Source organism: Nocardia sp. Root136, from assembly GCF_001427185.1.
GTDB lineage: Bacteria > Actinomycetota > Actinomycetes > Mycobacteriales > Mycobacteriaceae > Nocardia > Nocardia salmonicida.
Genome location: NZ_LMFE01000001.1, coordinates 353349 through 368534 on the forward strand (window position 1 = coordinate 353349; position 15186 = coordinate 368534).

Below are 15186 nucleotides of genomic sequence, written 5' to 3' on the forward strand. Positions count from 1 at the left end.
CGTTTCGCATGAATTTGCATTGATCCGGTCAAAAGTGTGGGGTTTCCGTGGGGGCAGCCGCCGAACGTCCGGTCGACGGGCTCATCCAGCTCACGCAGGGAGCACTTCGCCATCGCGGCGGGCGCTGTCATCAGCTGGGGCCCCGCTCGTGCGGGGAGCACACTAATTCACCTGTACGTTTGCACGCCGAACACCCGATTTGCATCTACTTTCGATCACCGGTCGACCCGACCACCGACGATGGCCGACGTCTGACTGTGTGGTCTCCAACTGCATCAGCGTCCGTTCTACGCGGTCGGCTGCGAAGATCTCAGCGAGCAAGTCATCGAGGGGGTTCGATGAGGAGGTCTTCTTTGAGAAGAACATTGGTGGGGTGTTCGAGATTATTCGCGACGGCATATTCACGGAGTAGCAGGCAGCGGTAGAATGCTGCGCCGTGAAACCAGTTGCCTTGCATCTTGGTCCCTAGGGTCTCTGTGTGCCCTGCCGCCGGACAGGCTCGTCGCGCCACCCAGCAGCCAGTTCAGCCATGATCCGCCTGAGCGGGACGGAGTGATCCTCCCAGGTCGCCTGACGGGATCGGAGGCATCGAAACGGCCGGGTGAGCGGGTCGCGTGAGTCGACATACCGCTCGCACCTCCGCTACCGGTGGTTTCGCCTGCGCGCGGTCCAGTGCACGAAAGATCCCGATGACTGGGAGAGCCCGTATTCGATTCGGGCAAATAGCTGCTTCTGTGAGACGCGACACCCCAAATTCCGGTTCTTCGACATACCTGAATGGGCGTTCGCCACGATGAAAGGCATTCCCACCCATGCGAATCCGATCTCTTCGATTGTCCATTGCGGTGATGGCGGTCGCGGCCACAACCGCTACCACCGGCGTCGCGTCCGCCGATATCGACTTCGGAAGCTCTGGCAGCAGCTCCGGCAGCAGCGGCGACATGGTCATCACCCTGGTGCGCCATGCCGAGTCCCTCGGTAACACCTCCGGCCTGATCGACACCAAGGTGCCCGGACCCGACCTGACCTCACGCGGCCGGACACAGGCAGACAACCTGGCCATCCAGCTGGCCGACAAGAATTACGACTGCGCCTTCGCGTCCAACATGGTGCGTACCGAGCAGACTGCGGCACCGACCGTCGCCAAGCAGGACCTGAGCCTCAACGTTCAGCCCGGTTTCCGGGAGATCGAGGCAGGCCAGTACGAGGGCACCCCGGAGGCCCAGGCGATGTCCGGATATCTACAGGCGCCGATCAAGTGGCTCTCCGGCGACCTGAACGCACGGATTCCAGGCTCCATCGACGGCAACGAGTTCGACGCCCGCGTCGATCAGGCACTGCTCGATGTGCAGCGCCGCAACTGCGCCAACCCGGTGATCTTCTCGCACGGCGGCACCATCATGTTCTGGTCGATGATGAACGCCGACAACGCCGACACGAGCAAACTCGGCACCGATCCGATGCGTAACGGCGGCCGCGTCGTCCTCGAGGGCAGCCCGCAGAAGGGCTGGACGATCATCGAGTGGGTCGGCCACCCGGACCTGGGCTGATCCACCCTTCCGCGCCCCGGATGTCACCGACACAATCGATGGCACCGGGGCGCGGTTGTGTCCCGACCCCGGACCTCGGTAACGGCTAGGTGGGGATCGTCGACGCTAGCCGGGCGCTGGCCGCGCTGCAGCGATGCCCTGGAGAAGCAGGTCGAGCGTGGTGTGGAATGCCGAGGTCTGGATGCGCGTCAGGTGTGCGCCGGTAGCAGCGACATTGGGATACCGACTTGCATCAGCTGAGCGGTAAATCGTGCGCCACATTGCCGTTTCGGCTTCGACTTGCGCAGGCTCAAGCGCCGCCCATGATGCGGCCATCAACGAATGGCTGATCACGGTGTCGGACAGGGCGTGGTAGTAGCGCACCGCGTCCGCGTCGTCGAACCCGGCGCCCGCAAGATACCGAGAATCGTCTCGACCGCTTCGATTTCGTGAACCCCGCCGGTGACTCGAAAAAGAGTGAGGATTGCGGCCTCCGGGTGAGCGAGGCTCGTCTGGTAGAAGCTGTCGGCGAGCTGTCGCAAGTCGGCGAGCCAGCCCCCGCTGGGTTCGAAGTTTTCGAACCCCCGTCCCTCGACCATCGAAATGACACCCCTCGAGCCATCAATTCAGGGAGCCCACTATCTGGTCGCGTGAGGCGAACGCTTTCGGCTGGAACGCAGTACTCACCCCAACGAACGACAGCCGGAATGTGTGTCGCCCGCACTCGCGAAGAACCTCGCGGATTTGCCTACCGCCTACATCGACGTGGGCTCAGCAGAAATCCATCACCGACGGTCAACCCCGCAGCGATGGCTCTCGGCAACAGACCTTTTCGAATCAGTCGCCGCTGCCTGTGGACGGCTGCTCTCGGGATTCCGCGTCCGGTGAGCCGACGATCAGCTTTTCCAGGCCGGAGGTCTGGTCGGAGTACCCCCCACTGTGGCAACAGCTCCCGACTGGGAACAGTGCACACTACGGGCGAGCCATCCGGCAACCGGCGGGCATTGTGTGCCATAGATGGAAGCGGTGATAAAGAACAGGTCGCCAGAAGAGCGCTTGGCCGTAGTCGATGACTACGCGATCTGAGTTTCCGTACAAACCGATGCGTGGGGTTCTGGCGGCCGGGGTTCGAGTCCCTAGGCCCCCAGCATCCTCGTCGTCGGCATCATGTTCATCGAAAGCTGCAACAGCAGAACGACACTTACGCTGGGTGTCGTCGCCAGTTGCATCCGGGCGGTACACGCAACCCCCAGCGACCGGTGGACGCAAGGACAAATTGCTTGTCGCGGGCAGGAGAATCGAAGCATGACACCTCGGCACCATCTCATTCCAGAGGCTTACGTGCAGCACTTCGCCAAAGCCGAACCAGGTAGGAAGTTCCCAATTGTCGCGCTGGCAGATCGGGATAATTCGAGCCGAAAGATTCTTAAATCGGTCGATAAGGCGTGCACTGAAGTCGGCTTCTATCGAATCGAGACTGATGATCTGGCACGCGAGGAAGACCGTCAGGGGCACGACCCCGGGAAGTCGCCAGCCAGGCCACACGCTGGATCATCCATCGTACCGATGCTCAACCTCTCGACAGAATGGACATACCTGCCCGCACCGAGTGGAAGACCCGAATTGTCGGTCAGAGCGTGGACGGCAACGTCGTGCGCGAGCAGTACGTTTTCCGCCGACTGCCCCGCCGTGGGGATGGATCCAGCCGCCAGTGGTGACCGGATCGGCGCGAGTCATGGCGCGCGATCGAAAACGGGCCTGGTACATCACCGCGACCCGGCTCCTTCCGCGCATCGGCCAACATCCGGCCGCGACTAGATGGACGCCGATCCACAGCGCCCCCTGACTGTTCTACGCAACGTAACACTGCTGCCTCTGCCCCGCGCAGCGATGTGTCGCCAGTCGGTGAATGTGGAGCGGCGGCCCGCTGGATTACTACCCACTGAACAACGGCGACGTCGTCGGGACAATGACCGCAGCACTCGCATCGGCACCAAGCGGCGGCCATCCAGGTCGACTTCGGCTACAAAGCGCCAGGAGTCTTTTGGAAGATGCGCTCTGCGGAACCCGATCTGAACACCTCGGCGACGCCATCGAGCACACGACCGAACAGTATCAAGGAGGTTTCCAGCGTAGATATCACAGAGTCCCGCGCCTCCCGAGTCGTACAGGTCGAGTCGATCATCGACTCGACCGCTCGGAAGTGGTCGACGTCGAGGATTGCGTGTGAGGTCAGGAAGGTGCACTGACTCGGAGTCAGCCCCAGAGCAGAGGGTAACGCGGTCAGCAGCGAGCCGAAATTGCCGTAGCTTCCCTCGGCCCAGTAGGTCATTCCAAGTCGCGACCGAGCTCCGCGGTGCATCGAAAGGTAGTACGTGTAGCCGATGAAAGCTTGGGTGTCGAGGAGCGGATCAACGTCGAGAAACCCCGGCTCCGTCCCCAACGCCACCAGGTCAGCCTCGATCAGATGCTCATGGCCGACTTCGTCTGCCGCGTGACGGTACGCGAAGCGCGCGATCTCGGACTCACCGGTCCGACACAGCATTGCTCCGATGCCGAGAGACTGGGTTGCGTGCCGGATGCAGAAGTACAACTCGCGAAGAACTAGGGCGTAGAGGAATGGATTCAGTCCCTCGCCCGATGTAACCAGCTGCCAAAACGGACCCTGTTTGCTAGCTTCCCAGATCCTGTCGCGTGTCTGGCGAAGCAATATCGGAAATACGTCCGAATCAACCTCGTTTGCGTTCATTAGCGATCTCTCTATCAGCCGTTATTGCGGGGATCGGTAGCCAGTTCCACTGTTGGTCGTGGACTTCCGCCGAGGAAGTGCGTGCTCACGCGTGGTCGAATCAGCCTCGCCGGACACAATCTTTCCTCGAACAAAGACAAGAATATCGATAGTCCACGAAAGGTACGCTCCCTCCATCAGCTTTTCACAGCGCTGCCACCCCAGCAATCAACGGCAGGAAGAACGACGCCTTCCCCTTGAACGAACCGTCAGCGATATCGACGTTGCCGAGGTAGAACACCCCGCCGTTCATCGCCCTTTTCGCCGTTCGCGCGATCCTGATCGAGATTCCGGTGGTGCTCGTGACAGGCTTGGCGCACCGCAGGTCGAACCTGGTCAACCACACCTCGGACTCCTTCTTCGTCAGCCCATTTTCGATGTGCGACCAGGCGATGACGATCTGCGCGACCGCCATGAAGGCAATGGGGACGGACAGATGGAATCCTCCATCTGGCGGGATGTAATGGGAGACCATCGAGCAACTAGCCTTGAGGGAATCGCCGTCAATCTCGATCGCGTCGATTCGGATATCATCATTTTTGAACCCGCCAGCGAGATATTCCGACTCGAATACTCGGATATCGTCATAGGACAAGATTTTCTTCTCTGTCATTGCTCACCTGCCTGTATTTGTGATCTCCACCCACGAATCCCATCTACTAGCGGCGTATCATGAGCGTCTTTGAAGGAGCGGACTTCGATAAACGTCGCGTCGATGCGACCTGCGATCGTGCGCGCCGAGTTCACGCTGTGCATCGGATCCTGCGATGCCGCAACCACGAGCGTCGGCGAGCGGAGTTTCTCGACCTTGGACAGATCGAGCTGGTACGTGCGCCACTCGAGCGCCGCAGCGCGAACCACCAATGCTTCAGCACTGCGGGTTGCATACAACGCCCCGCGCTGTTTCCTCGTCAGGCCGATCAATCGCCGCTTCCATTCGAGTACAGCCACGATGGTCGTCTGCAACAACTGGACCATCCATCCACGCATACACCGGGTCAAGCTCACCCAGCCAGGAAACGGGACACGTTCGTGAGGAAGCACGAGCACGCTCCAGGCAGGCTCGGGTAGTGCCGCTCCCGCGACGGCTTCGATGAGCAAGTTGGCGCCGGTCGATGCCGCCACAGCCCCGCAGGTCTCGATTTCAGCGACAGTCGCGAGCGCCTCGCCCAGATCTGCCGCGATTCGGGGGATCTCGAATGCAGTGGCAGAAGCACCCCAATGGCCGCGGGCCGTCTTCTCGTGCGTCTCGACATAGAGAATGTCGTAATCCTGGACCAGCTGCGACAGCACTGCCGACCACGTATATTCTGTCGAAAGAAAACCTGGAATAAAGATAAGACCAGGACGTGACTCACCCAGCGACAACCGAGTGATTCGTACGAGATTCCTGTTGCGGCGTGGAGCCACCAAAACAGTTCGCTGGAATTCAGTCGAGACCGGCCCGATTTGTTCGGCCATTTCTTTCACCTTCCCGACTTCCATACCTTCAGAGCCTTCATGCCGAATACCGATACCCATACTACAAACAGCACTGCAAATGCATAGTTGAGATAACTGGAGACCACGTCAGCCTGACCGACGCGACCTGTTGCAATTCCGATACCGCAACCGATCCCGCCGACCACAGTTACGAAAATGGCAGTTGCCAGCAAGTCCAGCACAATCCATCGACGAAAACTCAACGACACTGCCCCTGCAACAATAGGAAGAGCGACCCTCAACGGCATCGGGAATTGAAAGAAGACATATCGCCAACGTATTCCCTCACGAATCGAGTCTGCATGCGTCGAACGGTTTTGCAAGATCTTCTGCACCATGGGTATCCGCGTCACCCCGTGCCGACCGAGGAGGTAGCCGCCGTTGTCACCAACAAGTACCCCGGCGGCAGCCGAGAACAGCACCAATCCGATCGACAGTTCCCCGATGCCAGCCAGAAAGCCTGCCAGGACTAGAACAGCCACTCCCGGTATCACCAAGCCCGCGATCAGCGTGCTCTCTGCCGCGAGGGCTCCGAAGATGACCCAATACCCGAAGCGAAGCAAATACTCGGAGGCGAACCCATCCATATTTCCCAGTTCCTGTCACCCAGGCCGGTTTCGATCATGTCAGCGGAAGGACCCAGGGGTTCTCGGTCGTGAGGGTTCGGCGGATATGCTCCCCGGCGAACTCCATGTCCTCGTCGGTGTCGACGTAGTCGAGGAGAGCTTCGAGCGCTTCCTTGCCGTGGGACTCGTCGATCTCGATGTGCTCTGCGAAATACTCCTCTGCTGCGTCACGGTAGGTTCCGGCCAGTTTCATTTGATCGACGACAGCTGCTACCGACTTGGTCAGCGGGCCAGCGATTCGAGGCGCGACCGACTCCCATGCGTAGGAGATCGCGAGCTCTCGCAGAACGACCCGCCGCGAAGGTGACTCGTTCAACAGATTCTGATAGTTCGGCCAGTAGCGTTGGAACTCGGATTCCAGCACATCGCGTCCGATGTCGAGCGCGATGCAGAATCGCTCGAAGAGACTGGCATGATCCGCACCAGCAACGAAATCGCCCTGCTCTTCGCAGTAGACGTGAGCGAAGAACTTCTTCGCCGACGCCGCCTCGAGAGGACACAGGCGCATACGGCTCGGCAGTTTGATATCGATGAAAGTCCTGATCTCAGCGTAGTGGCGAACAGCGATGAAGACGATATCCTGCTGCTCGAGCCTGCCGGCGAGTACATCCGACAAGATGGGCGCCGTCGGAAGTGTTTCACGAACCATCTGATCCAGGTATTCGGCTGCTCTCGTACGACGGTCTTCCACGGCACTCCTCTGAATTCACCAACTCGATCCCACCAACCAGCGACGGCTACTCGCTCGACACCCGTAGTTCGGCCGATGCGTCTGCACTCACCCGGATATCGTCGGCACCCTCGCCCGACGCAGGCCGTAGACAAAACTATCTGTGCACCAACACATCTCACCAGTAGCCAGTTTTAGGTGACATCGTTAGTGCGCTTCGTACACATTGGCCATGGCGCAGGATCCTTGGGTTAGGCGTTGCTGTCTAGCCGCACCCGGGACGCACTGCCGGCCTACCGGTTCACGGGCTTGATCGGCGGGCTACCCGAGCATCGCGCTTGGCTTCCCGCTCGCAGCCCACTCGGGCAAAGCCCGCGCGCCCTGTAGCCCTAGAACAGTGATTGCACCTCTGTAGGTCGTCTAAGCCATAGTCATCCGCGAGTGATTTGGGCAACCGACGCCCCTGAGCACTGCTACTCCAGGTCCACTGCACGGTGCACGGTAAGGGCAGTGACCAATTGGTCCGACTTACCCTCTCCGCCACCAACCCTGATCTTTGTGTTTGTTTCAATCGAGCAAACACCAGCGAGTCGACGTAACTTGGCGGCAACCGCGCACCGAAACACACTGCGCGCCAGTATGTTTGCCCCACCCACGGGCGCACCTTCCACAGCCGTTCGAACAGGAGCACCGTGCCCAACGCATCTCGCAAACACCTGCAGATTGCCGCTGTCGACGACCATGCGATCTGGGTGCGTGGTCTGAGCTCGACCTTGCCCGACTTCGCCGTCACAGCGACGGTGGCACACTACCGTTCGGTCCCAGCTCTGCTTGCTGAACCCTCGGTCTTCGATCTGGTGATCTTGGCGCTACTCCTCGGCGATAGTTCCACACCCGCCCAAAACGTTGCCCGGCTCAACGATTCCGGCAACCGAGTACTGGTTATCACCTCGGGAGCACGGCCAGATCTCGTCAGAGAAGCAACGCGGACGGGGGTGCTGGGCGTGGTCTATAAGTCCGAGGCGGACGCGGTGATCGCCAACGCCATTTGGACCGCAGCGCAAGGAGGCACGGTCAGCGGATCCACTCCGACAGCGGACACAGACCTTCACGAGTTCGAGCCCGAACTGAGCCCTCGCGAACGCGACGTTCTGGCGTTGTGGGCATCAGGAGAAACTGCCCGCGGCATCGCGGAAGTACTGGAGTTGTCGGTCAACACCGTCAATATCTACCTCCGCCGGGTCAAGAGCAAGTATGAGGCGGCCGGATACGCGGTGCACACCAAAACCGACCTTCGTGTCGCCGCCCATCGCACCGGCATCGCCCCGCCGCCGTGGTGGCGTCCCAGAGCTGACTGACCTGCCCCTGATCGCTGGACCCCACGAACACGCCGGTGTCGGTGCAACGTCGTCGGGTCGACACGGGCCCGCTCGACCGATTTCCCAAGCGAGCTCGCGCAGCAAACGTTGCCGGGGGATCCACGGGCCGGACCTGCGCTGGCTTCTTCCCTGCCTCCATGAGCGGCAGGTCGTCGCGCACGCAACAGATCACGGCATGTCGAGCCCGACGAATTGCGTCGCGCGTTCCTCGCGCACGCCCAGTGCAACGGAGCCACCGTCATCTTGGGTCGCAGCCGGCGGGCACGGCGAGCCTCCAACGATGAATTCAGCGGCGCTGGCGAACCGAGGCTGCCTTTGCAGCTCAACGACTTACGGGACATCCCTTAGGGCGCGCCAATGCGTTGATCGAGCGCCACGGCCTGGTTGTCGCCGAGTTCTTCGACATCGGCCAGTCTCGCTCGATCCCGTGGAAGCGACGGCCCGAGGCCAGCCGACTTCTCGAACTACTCAGCAACCCTGACCGCGGCTTCGACGCGGTCGTGATCGGCGAACCACAACCCGCCTTCTACGGCAACCAGTTCGGACTGACCTTCCCCGTCTTCGCCCACTATGGCGTCCAACCCTGGGTACCCGAAGTCGGCGGACAAATCGACCCGGACTCCGAAGCCCACGACATGATCATGTCGGTCTTCGGTGGCATGTCCAAAGGCGAAGGCAACCGGATCAAGATCAGAGTCCGCGCCGCCATGGCAGCACAAGCGCAGATCGAGGGTCGATACCTCGGCGGTCGACCGCCCTACGGATACAGACTCGCCGACGCAGGCCCACACCCGCATCCGGGCAAAGCTGCCGACGGCAAACGATTGCACCGACTCGAACCCGACCCCATCGCAGCACCGGTCGTGCAACGAATCTTCAGCGAATACCTTTCTGGCGTGGGCGTATTCGCCCTCGCGCAGCTGCTCACCTCCGCCGAGATCGATTGCCCCTCAGCACACGACCGTGCACGCAACAGCCACCGCGAAGGGGCCGCGTGGTCGAAAAGTGCCATCCGGGCGATTCTCACCAACCCGCGCTACACCGGGTATGCCGTCTGGAACAGGCAACGCAAGCAGGAAACACTCATCGATGTCGAGGACGTCGCCCTGGGCCACGAGACACGACTCACCTGGAATCCGAAGTCGCAGTGGGTGTTTTCCGATCAGCTCGCGCATGAACCGCTGATCGATCGATCGGTGTTCGACCAGGTGCAGCTCCGGTTGGCCTCACGCGGGCCGCAATCCACAGGTCGGGCGACCCAGCGGCGTAAGCACCCCTACGCTTACAAAGGTCTGTTGTCCCACGAAACCTGTGGTCGCTTGATGCAAGGCACGTGGAATCACGACAGACCACATTATCGTTGCCGTTATCCCTCCGAGTACGCCATCGCCAACGAGATCGACCACCAACCGTCGGTGTATCTCCGCGAGGATCAGTTGACCGAACCCCTCGACCACTGGCTAGCTCAGGTCTTCAACCCAGAACAGATCGAGGTCTCGCTGGCAGCTATGGAGGGCGCACAACCTAACCGATCGCCCGAACTCGAGACGACGAGACGGCTCATCAGCGATTTCGATCGAAAGCTGGCCCGGTACCGCGATGCACTCGACGCGGGCGCTGATCCTGTCACTGTCGCAGGATGGACCAGACAAACACAGGCCGAGCGACAGGTCGCGGCGAACAGGCTCGCGACCTTGGAGCAAACTGCCGGTCAGTATCCGCGGCTGACCCGTCGAGACATTCGGGATCTGGTCGAGGGTCTCGGCGGGATGCTCGCGGCCCTGCGTCGAGCTGAGCCCGACGATAAAAATGTGGTCTACCGCCAGCTCGGGCTCAAACTCACCTATAGAGACAAAACACGGGTGGTGATCGCCGAAGCGACCCCACCCGTGGGCGTACTGGTTGTGTCCGGAGGGGGACTTGAACCCCCACGCCCTAATACGGGCACTAGCACCTCAAGCTAGCGCGTCTGCCATTCCGCCACCCGGACTTGCTGGTGTGCCAAAAGATTATCCGACGCGCTGTCGGAAACCAAATCGCCCAGTTGACCTGCCGTTTTTGGGGGTCGGCATGCCTCGAGGGTGTACCCACATTTGCTTGCGACCGCCGAGATCGAGGCTTTGGACCGAAGCCATCTGCCGGGACGCGGTTCAGTCCTCGGTCGGTGCGGTCGTTGTCCGTTTGCGGCGCGGGGTCGTCTGTTCGATGCGCGGATCCTCGGTCACCGCGAAGTGCTTGACGTACTCGGACAGGAACGCCTGCACTGTCGCGGTGGCCGGGATGGCCAGTAGCGCACCGACTGCTCCGAGTAGTGCGCCACCGGCGAGGACCACCAACAGCGCGACCGCGGCATTGACGTCGACGGTGCGCGCGGTGATCCGCGGTTGTAGCAGATAGTCCTGTAACCACTGGTAAACGATCGCGAACAAGATGATCCACACCGCGTCCATCGGATCGACGGTCAGCGCCACGAACACCGGAACGGTCGCGGCGATGTAGGTGCCGATGGTCGGGATGAACGCGGAGATCACGCCGAACCACACGCCGAGGGCGATGGGGTTGGGGATGTGGAGCAATGCCAGGAACGCCCCGTGCGCGACCGCGGAGACGATCGCCAGCAGCACCCGTGAATACAGGTAGCCGCCGGTTTTGTCGATGGCGAGGTCCCAGGCGTGCAGGAAGGTCTGCTGACGGGAGGGCGGAAGCAGAGAACAGACGGTGCGCCGCACCTTCGGACCGCCCGCGGTGAGATAGACGCTGAACAGGGCGATGCTCAGGATCTGGACCAGACCGCCCAAGACGGTGGTCGACACGCCCCAGGCATTGTCGGCGGCGGTGTGGGCGTAACTCTCGAGCAGGTCGGACTCGCGCATCAGCCGTTGACTGAGGTCGTGCATCGTGAAGTGCTGACCGAAGATGTGATTGACCCGGTCGACGCCCTCGTTGAGCAGGCGTGGCGATTCATGGACCAAGTTGGTGGCCGTCTCTACCAGCAGCGTCACCAGCGCAGCGAGAAAGGCCAGCACACAGGCGAAGGTGCCCACGAAGACCAGGCCGGTGGCGAGCCCGCGCGGGAGACCACGTCGCACCAGGAGCGCGACGGCCGGTTCCATCGCCAGGGAGATGAAGAACGCGACCACCAGGATGATCAGGATTCCGGTCAGTCGGTGAAACGCCCAGTTCGCGAGCAGGAACAGCCCGAACAACACCAGGGCCAGCACCATTGCCCGAGGCAGCCACTTCGGCATTGTGGTAGGCGGGACGTTGCCAGGGGAGTCGATGTCCACGACTTCCAGTGTGGCCCCGGACCAGCCCATTTCCCGGCTCCGACGCGGCCGTTCGCGCTCGCGGCGGGCTGCTCAGCGTTGACGCGCGTTGCCGCACATCCAGCATTTGCACACTCACCACCCGATCATGCATCGATTCGGCGGCGTTCGGAGCATCGACTTGCTACAGTCCCAGACAGCTGACTACGGGTGCGTAGAAATTGTTTATACATCCGTGTAGATCAGAGGGTCGGATCCGGTCGAGCAGCTCGGCGACCGCATTGAACACGGGGTGATCGAGATGGTATCGATAGACGATAAATCCACTGCAACAACCGATTTAGAGCTCATTGTCCGGTTCTGCCTCGACTGGTGGCGCGACCATCCGCGACAGTCCGTCGAGACCGCGGGCCGACAGGTCACCATGGCGTGGCAAGCCAGCGCTGAGCTGGTCCGAGCGCTGGTTCACCGGCGCTTTCCGCTGTCGGAATTCCTCCGTCAGAGCTCTTTCATGGCAGGTGTCTCAGCCACCCCGACGCTCCTGGTCGCCATCCCTATCGCGGCCATCGTGTCGATCCAGATCGGTTCGCTGGTGAGCCAGGTCGGCGCGACGACCTTCATCGGGGCGGTCAATGGCCTCGGCATCATCCGTCAGGGTGCGCCGCTGGTCACCTGCCTGATGATCGCGGGCGCGGTCGGTTCGTCGATCTGCGCCGATCTCGGTTCCCGGACGATCCGCGAGGAGATCGATGCCATGCGGGTGATGGGCGTCGATCCGATCGGCAGGCTGGTCGCGCCGCGCCTGCTCGCCGCGGTGCTGGTGAGCATTCTGCTGTGTGGATTCGTGGTGTTCGTCGGGTTCGCCACCGGCTACCTGTTCAACATCTTCATTCAGGACGGCACACCCGGTTCCTACATCAGTACCTTCGCCTCGTTCGCCGTCGCGAGCGACCTGCTGGTCGCGCTGGTGAAGGCAGCGGTATTCGGCGCGCTCACCGCGATCATCGCTTGTGATTGCGGCCTGAACACCAAAGGCGGCCCGGGCGGTGTCGCGAACGCGGTGAACTCCGCGGTGGTCAGTTCGGCGATCGTGTTGTTCGCGGCCAATATCGCGCTCACCCAGATCTACAACACCGTGTTCCCTTCCAAGGTGCTCTGAGATGACCAATTACCTACCGCCCCTGCTGCGTCCGCTGCGCGCTGCCAAGGCCGCGACCACCCCGCTCACCGAGGCGAACGCGAGATTGGGTCACCAGGGAGTCGTTTTCGTCGAGTCGTTGCTGGCCATTCCGTTCGTCCTTCGGCACTACCGCAAAGAGGTGGTGCGATTGATCATCGACGTCACCTGGGGCAACGGCGCGCTGGTGGTCGGTGGCGGCACGGTCGGGGTGATCCTGATTCTGTGTGGCTTCGGCGGCATCACCGTGGGAATGGAATCGCATACCGCCTTGGATCTGCTGACGATGAGCCCGCTCACCGGCGCGATCTCCGGCTTCGCCACCACCAGAGAGCTGGCCCCACTGCTGGCCACCATCGCCTTCGCCGCTCAGGCGGGTTGCCGGTTCACCGCCCAGATCGGCTCGATGCGGATCGCCGAGGAGATCGACGCGCTCGAGTCGATGGCGATCCGCCCACTCCCCTACCTCATCACCACCCGCATGCTGGCCGCCGCGGTCGCGATCCTGCCGCTCTACAGCGTCGGAATGGCCACCGCCTACCTCGCCACCAAGGTCACGGCGTTCTTTTTGGGGGACAACGGCATCGGCACCTACGACCACTACTTCCACCAGTTCCTGGACCCGGGCGACATCGTGTACTCGGTCCTCAAGGCGGTCGCGTTCGTGCTCGTTGCCACCTTTATCCAGTGCCACTTCGGCTATATCGCCGCGGGCGGGCCGGAAGGCGTCGGAGTCGCGGCCGGGCGCGCGATCAAGATGACGATCATCGTCGTCGTTTTCCTCAATCTGCTTCTCACACTAGCGATCTGGGGCGTCGACTCCGGTATCCGAATCTCCGGATAGGAGACTGAAATGTATCCGGATCCCAGTGGACGCGGCTGGTCGCGCGGGCGGCTGAGCGTGGCCGGTGTGGCGATGGCGCTGAGTCTGTCCGGCGTCGTCGCACTGCTCGGGCTGCGCTACGCGGGCCACTTCGAGGAAACCGTCGCGGTGACGGCACTGATGACCAGTACCGGCGACGGCCTGCCTGCTCGCGCCGACGTGCGCTTTCGCGGGCTGCTGGTCGGCACGGTGTCGGCGGTCGAGATCGCCGAGAAAGGGCTGAGCCAGCGGGTGGGCCTGGACCTGGAGCCTGCTGCTGCCGGGGCCATTCCGGCTTCGGTGACGGCCCGTGTCGTGCCGGCCAACATCTTCGGAGTCACCTCGGTCGAACTCGTGGACAACGGCCCGGCCGCGACACCGTTGCGGGCAGGTTCCGTCGTCGAGCAGGACACCAGCCGCGCCACGGTGGCCCTGCAGACCACGCTGACCACGTTGCGCGACGTCTTGAACCGCATCCAGCCCGCCAAACTCGCCCGTGTGCTGGCCACCCTGGCCGAGGCACTCGACGGTGATACCCGAATGCCCGGTTCCACGATCGAACGGCTCGACCAGTGGATCACCGAGGTCCGCGCGCTGCCCGGCATCGGTGATCTGCTCGGCGATCTCGGGGCGGCGACCGCGGCGGTGAACCAGTCGGCGCCCGAACTCGCTGACGCCCTCGGCAAATCGGTGCAGACGGCGCACACGATCACCGTTCGCCGCAACCAGGTGATCGCACTGCTCACCTCGGCAGGTACTGCCACCGACGCGACCCAGGCTCTGTTCGCCCGGAACCCGGACGCGGGCAAGGAGCTCGTCGTCGGACTGGACGAGACATTCGGCGCGCTCGCGGCGGATCCGTCGGCGTTGAGCGAAACCGTCACCGCACTCGGTGATTCCCTGAGTCGCCTTGCCACCGTGTTCAATTGGGGACCCAGCAAGCAGATGCAATGGGACGTCACGGTCTCGTTCACCCCGTTCCGCCAATACACCGCGGCCGATTGCCCGCGTTACGGCAGCCAGGCGGGACCACGGTGCGACACCGGCAGCATCCCGGATTCCCCAGCGCCACAGTCGTATCCGGCACAGCTGATCCCGGGCTGGCTGTCCTCCGCGGGGCCCGCGCCGATTCCCACCATGCCGGCACTGCCTACCCTGCCGAATATTCCGGCGCTGCCGAACATCCCCGGACTCTCGCTGCCCGGTCTGGTGATTCCCGGCATCACCGTCCCGGCACGTTCTGCCCCACCACCGCCCGGCCGAGCCGGACCGGTCGCGCTGACCGGCCCCGCCGCGGTGGCCGCGTTCCTGGGCAAACGCCCGAACACCACGCAGCAGCTCCTGCTCGGCTCCGTGCTCACCGGTGCGACCGTGACGGTCGCACCGCCGTCCTCAGGAGGTCACTGA

Annotated in this window: 15 protein-coding genes, 1 tRNA gene and 1 pseudogene; 7 read left to right on the top strand and 10 right to left on the bottom strand. The window is 62.3% G+C overall.

What is annotated here, in order from left to right:
* Positions 1–812: 812 nt before the first annotated feature.
* Positions 813–1550 (top strand): histidine phosphatase family protein, encoded by a 738-nt coding sequence (locus ASD42_RS01720; protein WP_056809461.1) that lies wholly within the window; start codon positions 813–815, stop codon positions 1548–1550.
* Positions 1551–1655: 105 nt separating this feature from the next.
* Here ASD42_RS01720 and ASD42_RS34745 read toward each other — a convergent pair whose 3' ends face one another.
* Positions 1656–1913, bottom strand: a complete 258-nt coding sequence (locus tag ASD42_RS34745) for a hypothetical protein (RefSeq protein WP_162256186.1) — start codon at positions 1911–1913, stop codon at positions 1656–1658.
* Positions 1880–2128, bottom strand: coding sequence for a TetR/AcrR family transcriptional regulator C-terminal domain-containing protein (locus ASD42_RS35800; RefSeq protein ID WP_056809463.1), 249 nt, complete (start codon positions 2126–2128; stop codon positions 1880–1882). The genes ASD42_RS34745 and ASD42_RS35800 overlap by 34 nt, the downstream gene beginning before the upstream one ends.
* A gap of 706 nt (positions 2129–2834) precedes the next feature.
* Here ASD42_RS35800 and ASD42_RS35805 point away from each other — a divergent pair.
* Entirely contained in the window at positions 2835–3347 is a 513-nt protein-coding gene (locus tag ASD42_RS35805) for a DUF4238 domain-containing protein (RefSeq protein ID WP_162256187.1), read from the top strand.
* A 205-nt stretch (positions 3348–3552) separates the two neighbouring features.
* On the opposite strand, the gene ASD42_RS01730 is transcribed toward ASD42_RS35805, so the two are convergent.
* The 5 genes from ASD42_RS01730 to ASD42_RS01750 all read right to left on the bottom strand — a co-directional run bounded on the left by ASD42_RS01730 (position 3553) and on the right by ASD42_RS01750 (position 7116).
* Entirely contained in the window at positions 3553–4278 is a 726-nt protein-coding gene (locus tag ASD42_RS01730; RefSeq protein WP_056809465.1) for an iron-containing redox enzyme family protein, read from the bottom strand.
* A gap of 184 nt (positions 4279–4462) precedes the next feature.
* The gene (locus tag ASD42_RS01735) at positions 4463–4930 is read right to left on the bottom strand and encodes a hypothetical protein (protein ID WP_056809466.1); all 468 of its coding nucleotides are present in this window, start codon (positions 4928–4930) and stop codon (positions 4463–4465) included.
* On the bottom strand, positions 4927–5778 hold the full coding sequence (locus ASD42_RS01740) for an alpha/beta fold hydrolase (protein ID WP_156677368.1): 852 nt from the start codon (positions 5776–5778) through the stop codon (positions 4927–4929). The genes ASD42_RS01735 and ASD42_RS01740 overlap by 4 nt, the downstream gene beginning before the upstream one ends.
* 5 nt (positions 5779–5783) lie before the next feature.
* Positions 5784–6386: a DedA family protein gene (locus ASD42_RS01745; protein ID WP_056809471.1), complete on the bottom strand. Its 603-nt coding sequence runs from the start codon at positions 6384–6386 to the stop codon at positions 5784–5786.
* A 34-nt stretch (positions 6387–6420) separates the two neighbouring features.
* A complete protein-coding gene (locus ASD42_RS01750) occupies positions 6421–7116 on the bottom strand; it encodes an iron-containing redox enzyme family protein (protein ID WP_056809473.1) in 696 nt (231 codons plus the stop codon).
* 671 nt (positions 7117–7787) lie between these two features.
* On the opposite strand from ASD42_RS01750, the gene ASD42_RS01755 reads away from it, so the two are divergent.
* Complete coding sequence (locus ASD42_RS01755) at positions 7788–8453, top strand: response regulator transcription factor (protein ID WP_056809474.1); 666 nt, start codon at positions 7788–7790, stop codon at positions 8451–8453.
* Between the two features lie 485 nt (positions 8454–8938).
* On the opposite strand, the gene ASD42_RS35070 is transcribed toward ASD42_RS01755, so the two are convergent.
* Positions 8939–9304, bottom strand: coding sequence for a hypothetical protein (locus ASD42_RS35070; RefSeq protein WP_056809475.1), 366 nt, complete (start codon positions 9302–9304; stop codon positions 8939–8941).
* Here ASD42_RS35070 and ASD42_RS35075 point away from each other — a divergent pair.
* Positions 9299–9694: pseudogene (locus ASD42_RS35075) on the top strand (recombinase family protein); the annotation flags it as partial. The gene ASD42_RS35070 and the pseudogene ASD42_RS35075 overlap by 6 nt on opposite strands.
* Positions 9695–10379: 685 nt before the next feature.
* Here ASD42_RS35075 and ASD42_RS01765 read toward each other — a convergent pair.
* Both ASD42_RS01765 and ASD42_RS01770 read right to left on the bottom strand, forming a co-directional pair.
* A tRNA-Leu gene (locus ASD42_RS01765) sits at positions 10380–10464 on the bottom strand.
* Positions 10465–10624: 160 nt separating this feature from the next.
* Positions 10625–11761: an AI-2E family transporter gene (locus ASD42_RS01770; protein ID WP_235569276.1), complete on the bottom strand. Its 1137-nt coding sequence runs from the start codon at positions 11759–11761 to the stop codon at positions 10625–10627.
* A 280-nt stretch (positions 11762–12041) separates the two neighbouring features.
* On the opposite strand from ASD42_RS01770, the gene ASD42_RS01775 reads away from it, so the two are divergent.
* The 3 genes from ASD42_RS01775 to ASD42_RS01785 are packed head-to-tail and all read left to right on the top strand — an operon-like array spanning position 12042 to position 15186.
* On the top strand, positions 12042–12899 hold the full coding sequence (locus ASD42_RS01775; protein ID WP_056815149.1) for an MlaE family ABC transporter permease: 858 nt from the start codon (positions 12042–12044) through the stop codon (positions 12897–12899).
* A 1-nt stretch (position 12900) separates the two neighbouring features.
* The gene (locus ASD42_RS01780) at positions 12901–13761 is read left to right on the top strand and encodes an ABC transporter permease (RefSeq protein WP_056809479.1); all 861 of its coding nucleotides are present in this window, start codon (positions 12901–12903) and stop codon (positions 13759–13761) included.
* Between the two features lie 9 nt (positions 13762–13770).
* Complete coding sequence (locus ASD42_RS01785; RefSeq protein ID WP_056809481.1) at positions 13771–15186, top strand: MlaD family protein; 1416 nt, start codon at positions 13771–13773, stop codon at positions 15184–15186.